This is a genomic window from Arthrobacter humicola (assembly GCF_022803015.1).
Taxonomy (GTDB): domain Bacteria; phylum Actinomycetota; class Actinomycetes; order Actinomycetales; family Micrococcaceae; genus Arthrobacter; species Arthrobacter humicola_A.
Genome location: NZ_JAFKON010000009.1, coordinates 47,676 through 66,489 on the forward strand (window position 1 = coordinate 47,676; position 18,814 = coordinate 66,489).

The window sequence follows — 18,814 nt, forward strand, 5'->3', positions numbered from 1 at the left end:
CAGCCTGGGAAGCGAGGCTTATTCCGCGGGAGCGTCCGCGATGGCGCGGCCGCGCACCTTTTGCACGTGCTCGGCCATTGCGGCTGCGGCCTTCTCCGGGTCGCCCGTCGCCAAGGCATCCAGGACGGCCTGATGTTCGGCGATCGCATGGTCGGCGTCGGTGATCCCCACTCCCCCGAACAGGCGGAAGCGCTGAATCTGCCCGCCGAGGGCGGCATAGGCTGCCACCATGAACTGGTTGCCCGTCTGCTCCGCGATCAGCCGGTGGAACCGCTCGTCGGCCTCGAGGTAGCCGCGGAACTCGGCGAACGAGGGCCCGCGCGGTGCGTCCTTGAGATCGGCGACTGCCCGTTCCAATTCGGCCAGGTGGCCGGTGGTCAGCCGGGCACACGCCAGGCGGGCGTTCACAGGTTCGATCGCGAGCCGGGCTTCCATAAGCTCGGCGAAGTCTTCCCGGGTGAACACCGGAGCAACCCGGTAGCCCTTAAGGGCCACGCGGCGCACCATCCCGGTGTGTTCCAGCCTGGCGAGCGCCTCCCGCACGGGGGTGGGCGAGACGTCGAGTTCCCGGGCGGTCCCGTCGATGCTGACCGCGGTTCCGGGTTCCAGCCGGCCATCCATCAGCGACGCCAGAAGTTCCTCATAGACGTGGTCCGCCAGGACCTGCCGGCTGACGGGGCGGCCGGCGGGGCGCCCCTCAGAATGGCTGCCGGTGGAAGCTAATTGCATCTTCAGATCCTATAGGACCAGGCACGGAGAGGCCCCCTTCGGGGCATGCCCATTTGCCGCCCCCACCGCTGGAGATGCCCCTCGCTCCGCGTCATAAGCCCACGGGGGACATGCCCAGTCCCGGCGCCAGCCACGGGACATGTCCAGTGGCCAATTCGTCGAGGGACCATGTCCTGGTGGCCCCGATGTGCAGGACGGGACATGCCCACCCGCACATTCCAGCGAGGCACATGTCCAGTCTTAGGCCCAACCGGCGAGGGACATGCTCATTGTTAGGCGCGGCCAGTGGGCAGAATGGCATTCTGCCCACTGGCCGTGGCTGCCGCCGGGCATGTCCGGTGGCCATGATGCGCCGCGAGGAACATGCTCTCTCGTGCAGATCATCGCGGCACATGTCCGGCAGCGGGCGCGGCCCTGTGACTCGCGCATCCTGTCTCGGACCTGCCCTGCGAGGGACATGCTCATTGTTAAATGCGATCAGTGGGCAGAATGGCATTCTGCCCACTGGTCGTGGCTGCGGCTGAGCATGTCCAACCGAGCGTGCGCTGCGCGGCTCCGCGGGAGTCACCGCGCCGCAGATGGCCCTAGTTCTGGTAGACCGGGTAGTCGGTGTAGCCCTCGGCGCCGTCGGCGTAGAACGTGGATGCGTTTGGCTCGTTGACCGGCAGGCCTTCGCGCCAGCGGCGGGCGAGGTCCGGGTTGGCGATGGCCGGGCGTCCGACGACGACGGCGTCAGCGTGCCCGTCGGCAACCAGCGAGATGGCCTCATCCCGTGTGGTGATGACGCCGAATCCGGTATTGACGAGGAAGGCGCCGTTGAACCGTGACCGCAGGTCCTGGACCAGCTCGCCGGTGGGATCCTTGTGCAGGATGCTCAGGTAGGCCAGGTTCAGCGGCGCAATAGCATCCACCAGCAGGCGGTACGTCTCACGAACATCTGCGGCGTCCAGTTCGGTGACACCCTGGACGTTGTGCTCCGGCGAGATCCTGATGCCGACGCGTTCGGCGCCCACGGCCTCCACCACGGCCTGCACAACTTCGATCACGAAGCGCGCCCGGTTCTCGGGCGTGCCGCCGTAGGTGTCGTCACGCTGGTTCGACGACGGTGCCAGGAATTCGTGCAGCAGGTAACCGTTGGCAGAGTGCAGCTCCACGCCGTCGAACCCTGCCTCGATGGCGTTCCGCGAGCCCTGGACAATTTCCTGCAGGACGCCGGGCAGTTCGTCGGTGGTCAGGGCGTGCGGCACGGGGTGCGCCTGCTTGCCCTTGGACGTACGGGTCTCTGCCTCGACGGCGATGGCGCTAGGCGCAACTACCTGGTGGCCGCCGGTGATGTCCTCATGTGAAACCCGGCCACCGTGCATGATCTGCGCGAAGATCCGGCCGCCTTCGGCGTGAACGGCGTCCGTGACCTTCTTCCAGCCGGCAATCTGGTCCGGGGTGACGATGCCGGGCTGGCCCGGGTACGAGCGCCCGGCCGGGCTCGGATAGGTGCCCTCGCTGACGATCAGGCCCAGTGAGGCGCGCTGGCGGTAGTGCTCGGCAACCAGGGGCCCCGGGATACCTTCCTGGCCGGAACGGAGACGGGTCAGCGGCGCCATGACGAGCCGGTTGGGCAGTTCCAGCTCGCCGAGGGTCATCGGGGAAAACAGCATGCGCAATTCCTTTCGCAGTAAATGGGTTCACTGGCGGCAACTGCGAGGCGTCTGCAACTATTCCCGCGTGAGACTCGGATCACTACGGGTGGACAATGATCTTCACCGCGGTGTCGTTGTGGTTGATCAGCGTGTCGAACCCCTTGTCCACTAAGTCGTCCAAGGCGATCCGCCCCGTGATGAAGGGTTTCAGGTCGACTTTTCCTTCCTGGACGAGCCTGATGGCGGCTTCGTGGTCGCCGCAGTAGGCGATGGTGCCGCGCAGGTCAATTTCCTTGAGCACTACTTTCTGCATGTCGACCGTGGCCGGGTGCCCCCAGATCGAGACGTTGACGACGACGCCGGCGGGCCTCACGACGTCGAGCATGGTGTCCAGCACCGCATTCACACCGGCACATTCAAACGCCGCATCGGCCCCCGCACCGTCGGTCAGTTCCAGCACGCGCGCCTTGACGTCCTCGGCACTCGGATCGAGCACGTGATCCGCGACCCCGGACGAAGTCGCCTTGTCTTTGCGGGCGGCAGACAGCTCGGTAACGATCGTGGTGACGCCGATGCCTTTGAGGACCGCGGCGGTCAGCAGGCCGATGGGTCCGGCACCCCCGACGACGGCGACGTCCCCGGCTTTGACGCCGCTCCGGCCGACGGCGTGATACGCCACCGCAAGGGGTTCGATCAGGGCGGCCTCGTCCAGGGGGATGGCGCCGACAGAGTGCACCCACCGGGTGTCGACGACGATCTTCTCGCTCAAGCCGCCACCGCCGCCCGCCAGGCCGATGAAGCCCAACTTGGTGCACAGGTTGTAGTGGCCGCTGAGGCAGGGACCGCATTCATTGCAGACGTAGTACGGCTCCACGACGACGTTGTCTCCGACGGCCAGACCGCTGACGCCTTCCCCCAGCTCCTCGATGGTGCCGGAGAACTCGTGGCCGAGGGTGACCGGGGCGGCCTCGTGGGTGAGCCCGTGGGGGTGGCCGGGCGGCGGGGTGAAAATGGGTCCTTCCAGGAATTCATGGAGGTCGGTGCCGCAGATACCGCACCAGGCCACGGCGATCTTCACCGTTCCCGGTCGCAGCTCCGGCTCTTGAATGTCTTCGATCCGGAGATCCTCGCGGGCGTGGAATCGTGCTGCTTTCATGGTGTTTCACCTTCGCAGTCCAGGACCGTGGATGCGCCCGATCAGGCGCATCCACGGAATAGAAGTTGGATTTTCACAGCGGGGCCGTAGCCCCAGTCTGGTGGCCGTGCCTGAGATTGTCACGACCCCGTGAGTCAGCGCGTCCGGTTAGCGCGCGTGATGCGTGGGCTGCAGCTCGAAGACCGGCGTCGGCAGCCCTTCCATCCTGGCCTTGAGCTGCAGGGCAAGATAATTCGAATAGTGCCGGCTCTGGTGCAGATTGCCGCCGTGGATCCACAGGTTCTCCACGTTGGTGGGCTTCCACATGTTGCGCAGTTCCCCCTCCCACGGCCCCGGATCCTTCGGCGTCTCCGATCCGAACCCCCAGCACTTGCCGACGGCGTCCGCCACCTCGGGCGAGACCAAATCAGCCAGCCAGCCGTTCATCGACCCATACCCCGTGGCGTAAATAATGACGTCGGCATCCAGCTCCGTTCCGTTGGCCATCACGACGGAGTTGCCGGTGATCTTGCTGACCTGGCCATTGGCCAGCTTGACCCGGCCGTCGATGATCAGCTGCGAGGCGCCGACGTCGATGTAGTAGCCGGAGCCGCGCCTCAGGTACTTCAGGAACAAGCCCGAGCCGTCAACGCCGAAGTCCAGGTCAAAGCCGGCAGCCTCGAGCTGGGCGTAGAACTCCGCGTCCCGGCGGGCCATCTCCGCATAAACCGGGATCTGGGCTTCGGGCAGAATCCGGTACGGCAAGGAGGCAAACAGCAGGTCGGCTTTCTCCGTGGTGACGCCGTTGGCCAGCGCCTCTTCGGAGTACAGCCCGCCGAGAGCCAGGTCCATGAGGGATTCACTGCGGGCAATATGCGTCGAGGACCGCTGGACCATGGTGACGTCCGCGCCGTGTTCCCAAAGGTCGGCGCAAATATCGTGGGCCGAATTGTTGGAGCCGATGACCACGGCCTTCTTGCCGGTCCAGTCGCCACCGCCCGGGTGCTTGGACGAGTGGTACTGCTCCCCCAGGAAGGACTCGGCGCCGTCGAACGTGGGGACGCTCGGGTACCCCGATACACCCAGGGCGAAGACGAGCTGCTTCGGGCGCAGGGTGACCGGTTCGCCGTCGCGCATCACCTCCACCACCCACTCCTGGGACGTTTCGTCGAAGCGGGCGTTGGTGCACTCGGTCTTGGACCAGTAGTTCAGTTCCATGATCCGTGTGTAGTTTTCCAGCCAGTCGCCGATCTTGTCCTTGGCCGCGAAAACCGGCCAGTCGTCGGGGAACTTCATGTAGGGCAGGTGGTCGTACCAGACCGGATCGTGCAGGTGGAGGGACTTGTAGCGGTTACGCCAGGAGTCACCCGCGCGCTCATTCTTTTCGATGATGATGGTGGGCACTCCGAGCCTCCGCAGCCGCGCGCCCAGCCCGATCCCGCCCTGGCCGCCGCCAATGATGACGGTGTAGGGCTGGTCTTCGTAGCCGAGCCTCGCCTCCTGCTCCTCCTTCAGTTCCAGCCAGGATTTGCGTCCTTTGGTGATCTCGTGGGCGACCCCCTTGTCCCGGTTGGGGCCCTTCTTTTCCTCAAAGCCCTTCAGTTCCTGCATGGTGGTGAGCAGGGTCCAGCATTTGCCATTCCGGAGGCGCAGATGGGCGTAGCCCCGGGCCTGGGCGGTCTCGAAGTTCACCCAGGCCTCGGCATTGGCGGCGTCCCCGGTGGCGTCCTCGGCGAGGATCCAGTTGCTGGGCTGCACGTCGTCCAGGGTCGTCTCGAGCATGCGCCGGATGTCCTCTTTGCCCTCCAGCGTCTTGAGGTTCCAGGTGAAGGAGACGAAGTCGCGCCAGTACGAGTCGTCGTCGAAAAGTTCCAGTGCGGCGTCCGTGTTGTGGCTGCGCAGTGCCTCATCGAACTGCGCCAGCCACGCCCCGACGACGCCGTTTGGTGTCTCAGGCATGTTTCCTCTTTCCATTGCTGACAGGGGGCCGCTCCCGTTGCGTGGCGCGTAGACCACGCAGTGACCCGCATCACAAGTAAATGTCGCAGGGGGTTACAATCGGGTTACACGGAGCTCTCAAGCTGTCGGCGGGCGCGCAGGTTGGCCGACGGCGGCAGGGACCCAGCCGGGTGCGACGATTCGAGGGCGAGTTGAGAGAATGAGCATGCGGCAGGGCAACGGCCCCATCACGCATCCCTCGGACCTCAGGTTTTCTGCACCGGCGGAATACGCCCGAATACTCCGGGCGGCGCACGAGACCACGATTTCGGGCATTCCGGATCCGCACCTCTCGCCGTCGCTTATCAAGTCTTGGCAGCGTTCCCTGGCACTGGGCATCAATCCGGACCAGCACCGGCCTCTGCACCGGCATGAAGTCTCCGAGGCGCGATCCCTCAGCGCCGGCCATCGGCTGGCTGCGGTGATGCCTGCGCTGTCACAGCTTCTGGCCGATGAGACCGCGACCGGACGCCATCTGCTGATCGTGACCGACCACGAGGGCGAAGTGCTGTGGCGCGTCGGCAGCAAGCAGGCCTTGCGGCTCGCGGACTCGCTGGAGTTCGTGGAGGGCGCCGACTGGTCCGAATCAGGGGTGGGCACCAACGCCATCAGCGAGGCCTTGGTGACCGGCGCCCCGGCGCAACTCTTCTCGGCCGAGCACCTCGTGCGAACCCACCATGACTGGGCTTGCACCGCATCCCCCATTCGCGACCCTTTGACCGGCGACATCGTCGGCGTCCTGGACGTCTCTGGCCCGTTCGAATCGGTCACACCGGACAGCCTGCGGCTGGTGCGTTGCGGAGTTCGGCTCGCAGAGGAGCTGCTGAAATCGGCCCCGTTTCCCGACGGCGGCATCGGTCACTCGGGGCAGCGGGCACCCCGTGGCGAGCGGGCAGTGCGCGACGGCGGCGCCCGACCCCAGCTCGTGCTGCGGCTCTTGGGGGACGCGCCATCCGCGGCAGTCGACGGCGGCATCAGCCGTCCGCTGACTGTGCGCCGCGCCGAGATCCTGGCCCTTCTGGCCTCGCGTGATCAGGGCTGGAGTGCCGAAGAATTGGCGTACGAGATCCATGGCGATGCGGGCACCGGCGCGGCGATCCGGACCGAGATGCACCGGATCCGCGCCGTTCTGGGAGATATCCTGGAAGCGAACCCCTACCGATTCTCTTCAACCCTCAACGTCGTTACCGACGCTTCCGTTGTGGCCGGTCACCTGCGGGGCGGTCGGGTTGCCGAGGCGTTCGCGGCGTACCCGGCAACACTGCTCACCCGTTCGGTCAATCTGGCGATCGGGTTCATGCGCGACGAGCTCAACACGGCCGTGGGAGCTTCCGTCCGGTCAAGCGGTGATGCCCGGCTGATGCTGCAGTGGTGCACGAGCGACATGGGGTCCTTCGATACGGCGACTGCGGCTGCCGTGGCTGCGCAATTGGGGCCGGACGACCCGCGTTGCCAGCTCGTGAATGCCCGGATGGAACGGGTGGACCGGGAATTGCGAGCCTAGCCACGGACTAGGGAGGCGGCGGGGCGACCCCGGGGCAGCCTTGGCCTTGGGGATTCTGCAGGCACGTGTCTGCGTAGTTCCTGGTGATCGTCCGCCAGACACTGACGGTCTGCGGCGGCGAGCTGAATTGCCCTTGGCCGGGGATGGGCAGCGGCGGTCCGCCATTGACGGAGTAGGTTCCCTGGAAATGCGTCGTCAAAACCACCGGGAAGTCGCCGGTTTGTGTGTACACGTGACTCGTCAGGGTCTTCTCGCCCCAGCGATCCTGCGGAAGCGGTCCGCCGGCCACCGCTTGCGGGCCGAGCGAGGTGCCGTCGCCATAGCTCCAGGAGTACTGCACGGGCTTAGCCACAATAGCCACACTTTGGCCCAGCATATCGACGCCAAATGTTTGCTCGATGGCCTCGGCATAGAAATTTGTCTCGGCACCCCTCAGAGTGTGTGGGCTCGGCTGCATGACGCTTCGGCCGGCATTGATTGGTAGTTGCTGAAATTTGGTCTGAATCTGGGCGGCAATCTGGCCCAGCACGTCTACGGGTTTCTCGAGATAGACACACCGGTCAGGCGAGATGCGGCTCCAATCATTCGGTCCCGCAACAACCAACTTCCACCACCATCTAACGGGGCGGCCGTTTTCGCCAGCGTTACACTCTGCCGTCGCCGCTAGACACGGAAGATCGAAGTTGTTGTTATCTATCAGGCACAGATACTCGAACCTGTACTGGAATGGGCTCTCCGGAGCAGTCCCGGGCGCATCCACCCAAACCCCGAACGTCGAGTCATACCTCCACACGCCCACACCCGTCTCGTTCCAGAAAACGTCGGATGCTTCGGCGTTGGCAGAAGGGCTAACGGCCGTCGAAAGAGACATGACAGCGGCGAGCATAATCCCGATACCCCACCGCCTTCGTCCTGAACGCGCGAGGCGATTCATGCACCGATCCGGTCAACATCCATCGCCATCCAACGACCGTCAGAGAAGCGGAGAATCATGATATCTGCTAGCACTTGGGAGGCAGGCACGGATTTCTCGACGCTTGAGTCAGCTCGATAGAGGGCTCCTGCCGACTGCTCCAACTGTGTGGTCACCTGGTAGGTACCCCGGGATGTCTTGACGAAGTTGGTATAGGCCCCCTTCGCTTGGAGTAGCCCTCCCGCGATCCATCGTCCTTCCGAGTTCCACTCCACAATTCCCGAGCGCACCTTCGCACATAACCTGCAGGATGAGTCTGTCACCTCATCCATCAGCCGGAATTCCCCAGTCTGATAAGCGTAATTCAGCAGGGTGTACCAATGTTTGGCAAAAGCAACAGCGCCTTCCTTCGTCTCCGCCTTCGCAGCTTCCGGCAACTCGGGTACTGGCACGTTCTGCGCCTTGCCGGTCGCGTCGGCGGGCTTGTAGCTGGCAGTAGGTGTTGGAGTTGTGCTCGGGGTGGCCGGCCCTGAGGGACTCTGCGAAGCAGCAGGTGGAGATCCGGGAGGTGGCGTTCCACCCCCGCTGCACGCTGTGGCCGACATCAGGGAGATCGACACCCAAGCGACCGCACAGGCTCGCCAGGGACCGGAAAGCGAAGTGCGAGATGTCATGGTCAGCTACTCCCCCGATAGAAAATCAAGACGATTGAAGCCAATTTGTGGCTTAAGGGTAACTGAGATCACATTTTGCCGGTCAAAATTATCCACAGGCAGCATGCGCCCGCCTGTCGGACCAGCAGAACACCCCGGCAGTCCTTTAGCCCCTAGCCAGCGACCGCCCGATTCAGAACAATGAACCCATGATGTTCGAACACGAAGACGGCAATCCGATCCTCACACTGGACGACGACCAAGCCTGGACATTGATTGAGGCTACAAAGCACGGCAGGCTCGTGGTCACCGTGGCCGGAGAACCCGACATTTTCCCCGTGAACTACGCGGCCAGCGGCCGGAAACTGTTCCTCCGCACCGCCCCGGGAAACAAACTGGCCGAGCTCACCATCAACTCGAAGGTTCTCTTCGAAACCGACGGGATCCTGTCCGAGGAAGCATGGTCAGTAGTCCTGCGCGGCACTGCACGCGTGCTCGACCAATCGGCGGACATCGCCGACGCCGAGGCCCTCGGGCTGAAACCGTGGGTTCCGACGTTGAAGGACTTCTACGTCGAAATTACGCCGACGTCGCTCAGCGGACGCCACTTCCAGTTCGGCGAACACCCGGAGCGGGAAATCTAACGCCCGACGGCGACTACCGCCCGCAGTTCCCCGGTCCGCCACCCCCGGTCCGCTTCAGACCCGCGCCCCGAGGCTGCTGCCCGGCGGCTGCTGGCCGGCGCCAGGACTTGGCACCCGCCTAGACTTAAACAATGGCGGACAAGCTGACTCCGGAGCGGCGAAGCTGGAACATGTCCAGGATCCGGGGCAAGAACACCAAGCCGGAAATGCTGGTCCGTAGGCTACTGCACGCGAAGGGATACCGCTATCGCCTGCACGGCACCGCGAGCGGCGGCAAACTCCCGGGCAACCCCGATCTCGTCTTCGCCGGCCGCCGCAAAGTCATCTTCGTCAACGGCTGCTTCTGGCATTTCCACGACTGCCGGGTGGGCCAGCACGCACCCCAAGCAAACGCCGAGTTCTGGGAAACCAAGCGCACGCGCACCCGGAACCGCGACGCCGCCCAGCGGCTTCAGCTCGAACTCGATGGCTGGGAAGTCCTCACCGTGTGGGAGTGCGAACTGAAGGACCGATCGGCGTTGGAGCTCCGCCTCGATGCCTTCCTCCAGGGCCCTCCCCGCCACAGTCCTTTCCTGCACAGCCCGGCCCGGGACGAACCCTCCTGAGGACCTTCGCTGAGCAGCAACGCCCCGCGTGTCGCGCGGCCCACCTCCGGTGCAGGCTGAACGACCTCAGCTAATATTCGACTCCGGGGGCGATAGGCATTATTCGGTCAGTACCAACGCGTACTGCAAACACGGGAGAGCGCACGATGCCGCACTTGCTGATGTCCAACGACCAGCCCGAAACGGCTGCTGCGCCAACAGATTCCAGTCCCGCAGATTCCAGCCCCACAGATTCCAGCCCCACAGTTCTGCCGTTCCGTCGCCTCGGCCACACGAGGCTCCACGGCTTCCGGGCCCGCCCGCTCCGCGGAGCGAACCCGGATCTGGAGCCGCTGCGCCGGCAGGCGGCCTCGATCATTGATGAGGTTCTGGCTGGCACCAACCCGGAAGAAGCTGACGTGCGGGAGAAACTCCAGTGGCACGTCGCCAACAACCCGGGCCAGCCGGAAAAGGCGCTCCTGGAACATTTGCGGACAGTGGCCGACCAGCAGGAATCCGCCTAGCCGGCGGACCTGTCGATACTGGCCTGCCGGAGCACTTCGCCCCACGACTGCTGGGCAAGATCTGCCACGGCGGCCAGGATTTCCGAGGGCGGTAGCGACAGATCCAGCGGGAACTCGACAATGTCGATGTCGGTATTGAGAATTCGGCGCAGCTTGATTTCCCCGGCTCCCGGGTAAACGATCCACGCCGTCGGCACCCGCAAGGATGTGCAGTAGGCCAGCATCCGGTAGTGGTCGCCCGAAAGGGACGCGCCGACGTCGGCCGCGGCCTTGTACTTGGCGTCGTACACCATCACGGGCCGGCCGCCGAGGAAGTGGACGGCACCGGGCTGCACCACAATGCGGTCCGAGTCGCGGACGGCCTCGTTCAGCAGGGCGTTGTAGCGCAACCGCATTTCCCCGGGGTAGGCGGCCATGGCTTCGCGCAGGGCTGTTCCCACGAAGTCCTCGAACACCTTTGCCATGTCCACCACGAACGACGCCGACTGCTGCTTGCCGTCGCCGGCCTCCGCCGACGCGTTCCGCAGGATCAGTTCGGCGAGCCGGAGAGCGGCGTGGTAACGGGTGTTCATCCGGCTGGGCCGCCACTGCGGCAGCGGCGCGCCGGACTGAAGGCGCGTCACGGCGTCGAGCTTTCCCTTGAGCTGGCGCAGGCGGCTCAGGACTTCCGGCCGAACCCGCGGCACCTGGGACATCCGTTCCAGTGCGGCGCGCAGAATCCGGTTCTCCGCGATGTCCTCGGTGAACTCGTCGTAGGAGACTTCCAGCGGAACCAGCATGCCGGGCCGGCGGGAAATCTGGTCCGACATCCGGATCCGGCCCTTGACGGTCCGGAGGGATTCTTCCACCATGAGATACCCCTGCAGCACGCCGCGGCTCAGCGCCCGGTCAGCGAGCTGCGCCAGGGATTCGGCCAGGGCGCTCCAAAGTTCAGTGTGCTCCACCGCGGCGACAGAATCGTCCCGGAACCCTTGGTCCCCCGCGTAGCCGAGCAGGAACAGCAAACGGCTCAGACCGAGCCGACCCTTCGGTCGCACCTCCAGCTGCACGGCGGGAGTGCGCACGGAGCCGACGGTCCCCACCGGTTCGACCCGGTACAGGCCCATGCCCATCGGCGAGGCCTTCGCCAGGCCGCTGGCGTTGACGTAGGCTGCAGTGTCCGGATCAAGCCGCTCCACGACGCCGGCGGAGAGTTCGTCGAGGACAATGTGCCGGCAGGCCTCCGCCGCACCGCGTCCGGATGAACCCCGTCCGGATGAACCCCGTCCGGATGAACCGCGCCCGGCCGGACCGCCTCCGGATGAACCCCGATGGTCAGAGGCATTGCGGTCCGACGAACTGCGGTCCAGCGCTACGGCGTCCCCGGCCAGCCTAGGCATGCGCCAGGCGGCCCAGGAGTTGTTCCAGTCCGAACCGTTCCTCGAGCTGGGCGCGGTTGAGCTGCCCGTGATAGTGCTCCTCCAGCAGCGGCATGAGCTCGTATTTCCAGATCCTGCTCAGGCCCTTGGGCGTCTGCGCGGACTTCTTCATGAAGTAGGAGGGCCCGATCATGAGGTCGCGGTCCCATTCGTCGATCGCGTCGTTCAAAGCGTCAAGCAGCAGGGCCGGCGTCGTGTCCAGGTCGCGGGCCTGGAGGAAGCGCAGCAGCGAGCCCTTCACGGGTTCCGTCTTCGGGTGCAGCTCGATGAAGGAGAACCGCCGCCGGATGGCCGCGTCCATCATCGCGATGGACCGGTCCGCGGTGTTCATGGTGCCGATGATGTAAAGGTTGTCCGGCAGGGTGAACGGCTCGTTGGGGCTGTATTGCAGGTAGATGCGGTCGTCGCGGTATTCGAGCAGGAAGTACAGCTCGCCGAACACCTTGGCGAGGTTGGCCCGGTTCATCTCGTCGATGATCAGGAAGTACGGTTTGCTCTCGTTCCCGGGCTTGGCCGCTTCCTCGGCGAGCCGGCGCAGCGGTCCCGCCACGAGCTTGAAGGAGACCTGTCCCTCGTCCGTCTTGTCCGGGCGGAATCCCTCGAAGAAATCCTCATAGGCGTACGACGGGTGGAACTGGACCAGCTTGACCCGCTCGTCCGTGGTGTCGCCGGCGAGCTCGGCGGCGAGGTGTTTGGCGAGGTACGTCTTGCCGGTTCCCGGCGGACCGTAGAGCACCAGCTGCCGGTTCTCCTCGAGGAGTTCGGCGATTTCCTGCAGCGGCTCCAGGTCCATGTGCAGGGACGCGGCGAACTCCGGCGTCAGCGGCCGGAACCCGTCACAGGCCGGTTCGACGGCGGCATCCGGCGCGGCGCCGTCGCCGTCCTCGGCTTCCGCTTCAGCCGGCAGCAGCGCCTCGAGCGCCTGGATCACGCGGGTGATGTCCACGATGTTGCCGGAGGTGGTCAGCTGGCGCTGCACGTGGCGGGGCAGGCCGGTGGCGTCGTGTTCCTCATCGAACCAGCGGACCTTGCGGCGGAGCTGGCGGTTGTCTTTGGCATGCTCGGGTTCGCCGAGGACCACGCCGATCCGGACCTTGCCCGAGCTCTGGTAGAGCGCAAGGTCACCCGGCTTCATGACGGTCAGGAAGGCGAAGACTGCGGTCTTGGTGTCCTCACGCTCCACGTAGCCGAGGTGCTTGTAGTCCTCGTCAACGGCGTTCTGGACCAGCCCCGCGGTGACGCCGGGGTCCAGCAGGCGGAGGTGTTCGACGTCGAGCGTCACCGCTTCCTCGTCCCGCCACTCCCCCAGCAGCTCGGCGTTGTCGTGGTGGGTGCGCAGGAGCCAGGCGCGGCGGCCGGGGTCGCCGACCTTCCGCCACTGGCTCACCAGCTGGCGTGAGTACCAGTCGATCCGCTGCCCGGCCTGCTGGTCCAGGTGCAGGCGGATCCGGTGTATGTCCGCCGAAATGTCCTCGTCGCTGTCCCCCTTGGCCCCGCCCACGAGGGAAGCGAAGGCGTCGCGGATCTCCTGCCGTTCGACATCGGCCACCACGGGTTCGAAGTAGCTGGGCCAGACCAGGAACTCAATGCTGCGGCGGATGGCCGGCTGGTCATCCGGGGTGCCGGCGACCAGCCGGTGGAAGGCCAGCGGATCCTTGACCGCGGCCTGGACGACGTGGGCCGGCCGCTGTGCGACGTGCTGCACGAAGCGGCAGAGCCATTTCAGGTGGTCCCAGATGGTCCAGTTGAATTCGGCGGTGCGGTCCCGGATCACGCCGTGGTCCGTCATGCCCGCGTAGAGCTCGTCGGGGAGCTCCATCGCAGGCTCCAGCCAGGATGCCGCCTCGGCGACGCGGGCCCGCTTGACCTTCAGCGACTTGACCTCGTGGGCCAGCGGCAGGGACTGGAGGAAGAGCAGCTCCACGGCCAGTTGCTTCGCCCCGCGGGTGGCGTCTTCCAGGTTCTGGCGCAGGTTGGTCATCATCGGCGCCTTGGGATCTGGAACGCCCCGTTCGAGGCGTTCCAGCAACTCCGCGGCAGCCTGGACGGACCACGTTTTGGTGCGGCCGTCCAGGGGGGACGCCTTGCCGAGCAACCCCGGGCCCAGCACAAACCACGCCGCGTCTTCAATCTCCTTGGAGATACCGAGGGCGCGGTGCAGGGCAGGCTTCTTGGTTGGGGTCATACGTTCAATTTACAGGCTTAAACTGAACGCGCCCACTTAACGCCGACCCCAAACTACCGGCCAGTAGATTACGGACGGGCGGGCAGCAGACTCGGTTTCGCGCCGGGCCGGCGCTTCACGCCGAAGGTGAAATACGTGGCCGGACCGATGAAATTCACCAGCGTGGCAAGCCGCCACATGGCCTTGCTGCCGCGGATCTGCGCAGACGGGCGTCGGCTGATGTCCGTCTGGGCCGCGACCAGCAGCGAGAGTTGGACGATGGCAGCGGCGATGGTTCCGAACCGTGCAATCGGCGAGAGTTCGTTCCACTTCTTCTTGCGGGTGTGCTTCTTGTGCATGTTCTGGCCCATGTTCACAACGACCACGCCTCCTTTTAGCGTCGGAGTTGTTCATTCTAGGAGCCCTACCGGCACCGTGGTAGAGGCTATTGGACCGGGTGGGCAGGGGTGTAGGGGGCCAGCCGGTCCTTCTGTTCGGGCGTCAGCCGCAGAACCCGGCCGGTTGCCTCGTCCACGAAGGCGAGATGGCTCGTGGCCCGGACGCAGTCCTCGCGCGTGACGGGATCCTGCACCAGGTAGTGGATGTCAAAGCTGGCGCCCTTGACCGCGCCGATCCACAACTGGACGACGGCGGGCACGTTCCGGTACTCAAGGGTCCTGACGTACCTGATCTTGTGCTCCACCACGAGCGCCAGCGTCCCTTCCGGAATTTCATTGAAGAGCGGCACCAGCGGTTCGGTTCCCGGCAGCCCGGGCCCCCGGGGCGGGCCGAACGCCGCGATCCGTGCTTCTTCGAGGATCCGGACAATCTGGACGTTGTTGATGTGCCCGTAGGCATCCATGTCGCTCCAGCGCATCGGCACGCCCACCTCGAGGCGCCAGGGCTCCGTGGATGTGTTCTCCCCAGCGGCTGCACCCTTGCCGGCGGGGCCCGCGGCTGTGCCTGCGCTCTCCCTGCCGGGCCCGTGCCCGCCGGCTGTGCTCTTCCCGGCGGGGCCTGCGGCGCTCAGCTGTGCACCGCCGTCGCGTCCTCCGCGGAATCCGCCACGGCAGAGTCTGCGTCCTCGCCGGCGAACTGGGACATGTACAGCCGGTAGTACGCGCCCTGCAGGGCCAGCAGTTGGGCGTGCCGGCCCTGCTCGACGATCTGCCCGTCCTCCATAACAAGGATGGTGTCCGCGTCCCGGATGGTGGAGAGGCGGTGGGCGATGACGAAGCTGGTGCGTTCCGTCCGCAGCGCCGCCATGGCCTTCTGGACCAGGGCTTCGGTGCGGGTATCCACGGAACTCGTGGCCTCGTCCAGGATCAGCAGCGACGGGTTCGCCACAAAGGCCCGGGCGATGGTGATCAGCTGCTTTTCGCCGGCACTGACGTTGTTGCCTTCTTCGTCGATCACCGTGTTGTAGCCCTCCGGCAGCGCCCGGACGAAGCGGTCCACGAACGTGGCCTTGGCCGCCGCCATGATCTGTTCTTCGGTGGCGTCCAGCTTGCCGTAGCGGATGTTCTCGTAGATGGTTCCGCCGAACAGCCAGGCGTCCTGCAGCACCATGCCCACCTTGGCGCGCAGCTCCGAACGGCTCAGCCGGGTGATGTCCACACCGTCCAGGGTGATGCCGCCGGAGTTGAGCTCGTAGAAGCGCATCACGAGGTTGACGAGGGTGGTCTTGCCCGCCCCGGTCGGTCCCACGATCGCCACGGTGTGTCCGGGTTCGGCCGTGAAGGACAGGTCTTCGATCAGCGGCCTGTCCGGCGTGTAGCTGAAGGTGACGTGCTTGAACTCGACGTGCCCGTCGGTCTTGGCCGGGAGGTGCTCGGTGGCGGTCTCGGCGTCCTGTTCGTCGGCGTCGAGGAATTCAAAGACCCGCTCGGCGGAGGCGACACCGGACTGCAGCATGTTGGCCATGCCGGCCATCTGGCCCAGCGGCTGGGTGAATTCGCGTGAGTACTGGATGAACGCCGTGGCGTCGCCCAGGCTCATGCTGCCCGAGGCCACGCGCAGTCCGCCGACGACGGCGATCCCGACATAGCTGAGGTAGGAGACAAACTGCATGACCGGCATGATCATGCCGGAGACGAACTGGGCTCCGAAGCTGGCCTTGTAGAGTTCCTCGTTGCGCTCGTCGAAGCGGGCCAGCATGTCGGCGTCGCGGCCGAACACGCGGACGAGGTCATGGCCGGAGAACGATTCCTCGATCTGGCCGTTGAGCTCGCCGGTGTTCTTCCACTGGGCGGCGAAGAGTTTCTGGCTGCGGGCGCCAATGATGCCGGCTGCCACGCCGGAGAGCGGCAGGGCGACGAGCGCGATCAGGGCCAGCTGCCAGGACACGATGAACATCATGATCACGATCCCGATGACCGTCAGGGCCGAGTTCACGAGCTGGGCGAAGGCCTGCTGGAGCGCCTGCTGGATGTTGTCGACGTCGTTCGTGACGCGGGAAAGGATGTCGCCGCGCTGGCGGGTATCGAAGTAGTTCAGCGGCAGCTTGTTGAGTTTCTTCTCGGTGTCATCGCGCAGCGTGCGGACCACGCGCATGACCAGCACGTTGAGGACATAGCCCTGGAGCCAGAGGAAGATGTTGGCCACGAAGTACATCACCAGCACCACGCTGATGAGGAACGCGAGCTTCTGGAAATCGATGCCGGCGCCCGGCACGACGTCCATCTTGGCGAGCATGTCGGCAAAGTTGTCCTGGCCCTGGGAGCGCAGTCCTTCGATGAACTGTTCTTTGGTGGCCCCGGCCGGGAGCTGCTTGCCGACCACTCCGGCGAAGATCACGTCCATCGCCTGGCCCAGGATCCTCGGGGCAATGACGTTGAGGACGACGGCGACCGTCACCATGGCGAGCACGGCGGTGATACCGGCGCGCTCGGGCTTCAGCAGCCCCATGAGCCGTTTGGCCGAGGGCCAGAAGTGCTGGGCCTTCTTGGCCGGCACGGCACCGAACATGCCGCCGTCGGCCTCGCCGGGCGTGTACTCCTCCTCGATGAAGTCATCTTCGATCAGGTCGGTGGCGTCCGTATCGGCAGCGGCCTGGCCGGCTGCGGAGGCCGGCGTGCTGGAGACTTTCTCGTTGGTGCTCATGCCACTGCCTCCGCGCTCAGCTGGGATTCGACGATTTCCTGGTAGGTGCTGGAGCTTTCCAACAGTTCCTCATGTGTTCCGCGGTCCACGATCCGGCCGTTGTCCAGCACGAGGATCTGGTCCGCATCGGCGATGGTGGACACCCGCTGGCCGACGATGATCACTGTGGCATCGGCCGTCTTGGCCTTGAGCGCCCGGCGGAGCCTGGCGTCGGTGGCGACGTCAAGGGCCGAGAACGAATCGTCGAACAGGAAGACCTTGGGTTCGGTGACGAGCGCGCGGGCGATGCACAGCCGCTGCCGCTGGCCGCCGGAGACGTTGGTGCCGCCCTGGGCGATCCGCGCTGCGAGGCCGCCCTTCTTTTCGCGCACGAACTCCGCGGCCTGGGCGACCGTCAGTGCCTCCCACAGGTCCGAGTCCGTGGCCTCGGGCTTGCCGAAGCGCAGGTTGTGCTCAATGGTTCCGGAGAACAGGTAGGGCCGCTGCGGCACCATGGCCACGCGCTGCGTGATCTCGGCGCGGTCCAGCTGGGTGACGGGGACGCCGTCGAGCAGGACCTCGCCCGACTCGGCGTCGTACAGCCGCGGGAGCAGGGCCAGCAGGCTGGACTTGCCGGCGCCGGTGGAGCCGATGATCGCCACGGTCTGTCCGGGCTCGGCCGTAAAGCTGATGTTGCTGAGCACGGGAGCTTCAGCGCCAGGGTAGGCGAAGGTCACGTTGCGGAATTCGACGCGGCCGGCCTTTGCCGCAGGCGCCACCGGGGTGAGCGATTCGTGGATGGAAGGCTCGACGTCGAGCACTTCACCGATCCGGTCGGCGCAGACCGAGGCGCGGGGAATCATCATGGCCATGAAGGTGCCCATCATGACGGCCATGAGGATCTGCAGGAGGTACTGGAGGAAGGCCGTCAGCGAGCCGACCTGCATCTCGCCGGCATCGACGCGCTGGCCACCGAACCAGAGCACAGCGGCCGTGGAGATGTGCAGGATCATGCCGATGGCGGGGAACATCAGCACAAACAGGGAACCGATCTTCAGCGAGACGTCGGTGAGGTCCTGGTTGGCCGCGCCGAAGCGCTCGGCCTCGTGGGGTTCGCGCACGAAGGCCCGGACCACGCGGATGCCGATGATCTGCTCGCGGAGGACACCGTTGAGCCGGTCGATCTTCTCCTGCATGGAACGGAAGAGCGGCATCAGGCGGACCACGAGGTAGCCCACCACGACCACGAGCAGGGGCACGGACACCCAGACGAGCCAGGACAGGTTGAGGTCCTCGCGCAGGGCCATGAAGATCCCGCCGATGCACATGATGGGTGTGGCCACCATGAAGTTCAGTGCCATGAGCATGAGCATCTGGACCTGCTGCACATCGTTGGTGCCCCGGGTGATCAGGGTGGGGGCGCCGAAGAGGTTGACGTCCCGCGCTGAGAAGCTGCTCACCTTGCGGAACACGCCGCGGCGCAGGTCCCGGCCGAACGCCATCGCCGCCTTCGAGCCGAAGTAGACGCCGGCGATCGCGGTGGCCACCTGGATCAGCGCGACGCCGAGCATGACGCCGCCGGTGCGCCAGATGTAGTCCGTGTCGCCGCGGGAGACGCCCTCGTCGATGATCTGGGCATTGAGGCTGGGGAGGTACAGAGCCGCGATGGTCGAGGCCAGCTGGAAGATGACCACAGCCGCGATGTATGGCAGATACGGCTTGGAATAGCGCCGCATGAGGGTAACGAGCATGCCCACGAGTCCTTACGAAGACTGAATTATAGGGAGACCAAATTTGGGGAGAGCAAATTATGGGGAGAACAAAGTATGG

Annotated in this window: 16 protein-coding genes; 4 read left to right on the forward strand and 12 right to left on the reverse strand. The window is 65.4% G+C overall.

Annotated features, from left to right (window positions below):
* Window positions 1-18 precede the first annotated feature (18 nt).
* The 4 genes from ARTB_RS16765 to ARTB_RS16780 form a co-directional block, all read right to left on the reverse strand.
* The gene (locus ARTB_RS16765) at window positions 19-729 is read right to left on the reverse strand and encodes a GntR family transcriptional regulator (protein WP_243181557.1); all 711 of its coding nucleotides are present in this window, start codon (window positions 727-729) and stop codon (window positions 19-21) included.
* A 584-nt stretch (window positions 730-1,313) separates the two neighbouring features.
* Window positions 1,314-2,384: an alkene reductase gene (locus tag ARTB_RS16770; protein ID WP_243181558.1), complete on the reverse strand. Its 1,071-nt coding sequence runs from the start codon at window positions 2,382-2,384 to the stop codon at window positions 1,314-1,316.
* 82 nt (window positions 2,385-2,466) lie between these two features.
* A complete protein-coding gene (locus tag ARTB_RS16775; protein WP_243181559.1) occupies window positions 2,467-3,522 on the reverse strand; it encodes a 2,3-butanediol dehydrogenase in 1,056 nt (351 codons plus the stop codon).
* Between the two features lie 147 nt (window positions 3,523-3,669).
* Window positions 3,670-5,460 carry an NAD(P)/FAD-dependent oxidoreductase gene (locus ARTB_RS16780; protein ID WP_243181560.1) on the reverse strand — a complete coding sequence of 597 codons (1,791 nt, stop codon included), beginning with the start codon at window positions 5,458-5,460 and terminating at the stop codon, window positions 3,670-3,672.
* A gap of 205 nt (window positions 5,461-5,665) precedes the next feature.
* Between ARTB_RS16780 and ARTB_RS16785 the strand changes: the two genes are divergently transcribed.
* A complete protein-coding gene (locus tag ARTB_RS16785) occupies window positions 5,666-7,003 on the forward strand; it encodes a helix-turn-helix domain-containing protein (protein WP_243181561.1) in 1,338 nt (445 codons plus the stop codon).
* Between the two features lie 7 nt (window positions 7,004-7,010).
* On the opposite strand, the gene ARTB_RS16790 is transcribed toward ARTB_RS16785, so the two are convergent.
* Both ARTB_RS16790 and ARTB_RS16795 read right to left on the reverse strand, forming a co-directional pair.
* The gene (locus ARTB_RS16790; RefSeq protein ID WP_243181562.1) at window positions 7,011-7,874 is read right to left on the reverse strand and encodes a hypothetical protein; all 864 of its coding nucleotides are present in this window, start codon (window positions 7,872-7,874) and stop codon (window positions 7,011-7,013) included.
* Window positions 7,875-7,933: 59 nt separating this feature from the next.
* Window positions 7,934-8,590 carry a DUF6318 family protein gene (locus tag ARTB_RS16795; protein WP_308197250.1) on the reverse strand — a complete coding sequence of 219 codons (657 nt, stop codon included), beginning with the start codon at window positions 8,588-8,590 and terminating at the stop codon, window positions 7,934-7,936.
* A gap of 188 nt (window positions 8,591-8,778) precedes the next feature.
* Here ARTB_RS16795 and ARTB_RS16800 point away from each other — a divergent pair, with 188 nt between their 5' ends.
* The 3 genes from ARTB_RS16800 (at window position 8,779) to ARTB_RS16810 (ending at window position 10,321) form a co-directional block, all read left to right on the forward strand.
* Window positions 8,779-9,213 carry a pyridoxamine 5'-phosphate oxidase family protein gene (locus ARTB_RS16800; protein WP_028275641.1) on the forward strand — a complete coding sequence of 145 codons (435 nt, stop codon included), beginning with the start codon at window positions 8,779-8,781 and terminating at the stop codon, window positions 9,211-9,213.
* 131 nt (window positions 9,214-9,344) lie between these two features.
* Complete coding sequence (locus tag ARTB_RS16805; RefSeq protein ID WP_243181564.1) at window positions 9,345-9,818, forward strand: very short patch repair endonuclease; 474 nt, start codon at window positions 9,345-9,347, stop codon at window positions 9,816-9,818.
* Between the two features lie 146 nt (window positions 9,819-9,964).
* On the forward strand, window positions 9,965-10,321 hold the full coding sequence (locus ARTB_RS16810; protein ID WP_243181565.1) for a hypothetical protein: 357 nt from the start codon (window positions 9,965-9,967) through the stop codon (window positions 10,319-10,321).
* On the opposite strand, the gene ARTB_RS16815 is transcribed toward ARTB_RS16810, so the two are convergent.
* The 6 genes from ARTB_RS16815 to ARTB_RS16840 form a co-directional block, all read right to left on the reverse strand.
* Complete coding sequence (locus ARTB_RS16815) at window positions 10,318-11,700, reverse strand: McrC family protein (protein ID WP_243181566.1); 1,383 nt, start codon at window positions 11,698-11,700, stop codon at window positions 10,318-10,320. The two genes, ARTB_RS16810 and ARTB_RS16815, sit on opposite strands and share 4 nt — an antisense overlap.
* A complete protein-coding gene (locus ARTB_RS16820; RefSeq protein WP_243181567.1) occupies window positions 11,693-13,924 on the reverse strand; it encodes an McrB family protein in 2,232 nt (743 codons plus the stop codon). The genes ARTB_RS16815 and ARTB_RS16820 overlap by 8 nt, the downstream gene beginning before the upstream one ends.
* Window positions 13,925-13,992: 68 nt before the next feature.
* On the reverse strand, window positions 13,993-14,289 hold the full coding sequence (locus ARTB_RS16825; RefSeq protein WP_028275636.1) for a membrane protein: 297 nt from the start codon (window positions 14,287-14,289) through the stop codon (window positions 13,993-13,995).
* Between the two features lie 59 nt (window positions 14,290-14,348).
* Window positions 14,349-14,780, reverse strand: a complete 432-nt coding sequence (locus tag ARTB_RS16830) for an acyl-CoA thioesterase (protein WP_243181568.1) — start codon at window positions 14,778-14,780, stop codon at window positions 14,349-14,351.
* 149 nt (window positions 14,781-14,929) lie between these two features.
* Window positions 14,930-17,005 carry an ABC transporter ATP-binding protein gene (locus tag ARTB_RS16835; protein WP_279294360.1) on the reverse strand — a complete coding sequence of 692 codons (2,076 nt, stop codon included), beginning with the start codon at window positions 17,003-17,005 and terminating at the stop codon, window positions 14,930-14,932.
* On the reverse strand, window positions 17,002-18,735 hold the full coding sequence (locus ARTB_RS16840) for an ABC transporter ATP-binding protein (protein WP_028275633.1): 1,734 nt from the start codon (window positions 18,733-18,735) through the stop codon (window positions 17,002-17,004). The genes ARTB_RS16835 and ARTB_RS16840 overlap by 4 nt, the downstream gene beginning before the upstream one ends.
* Between the last annotated feature and the right edge of the window lie 79 nt (window positions 18,736-18,814).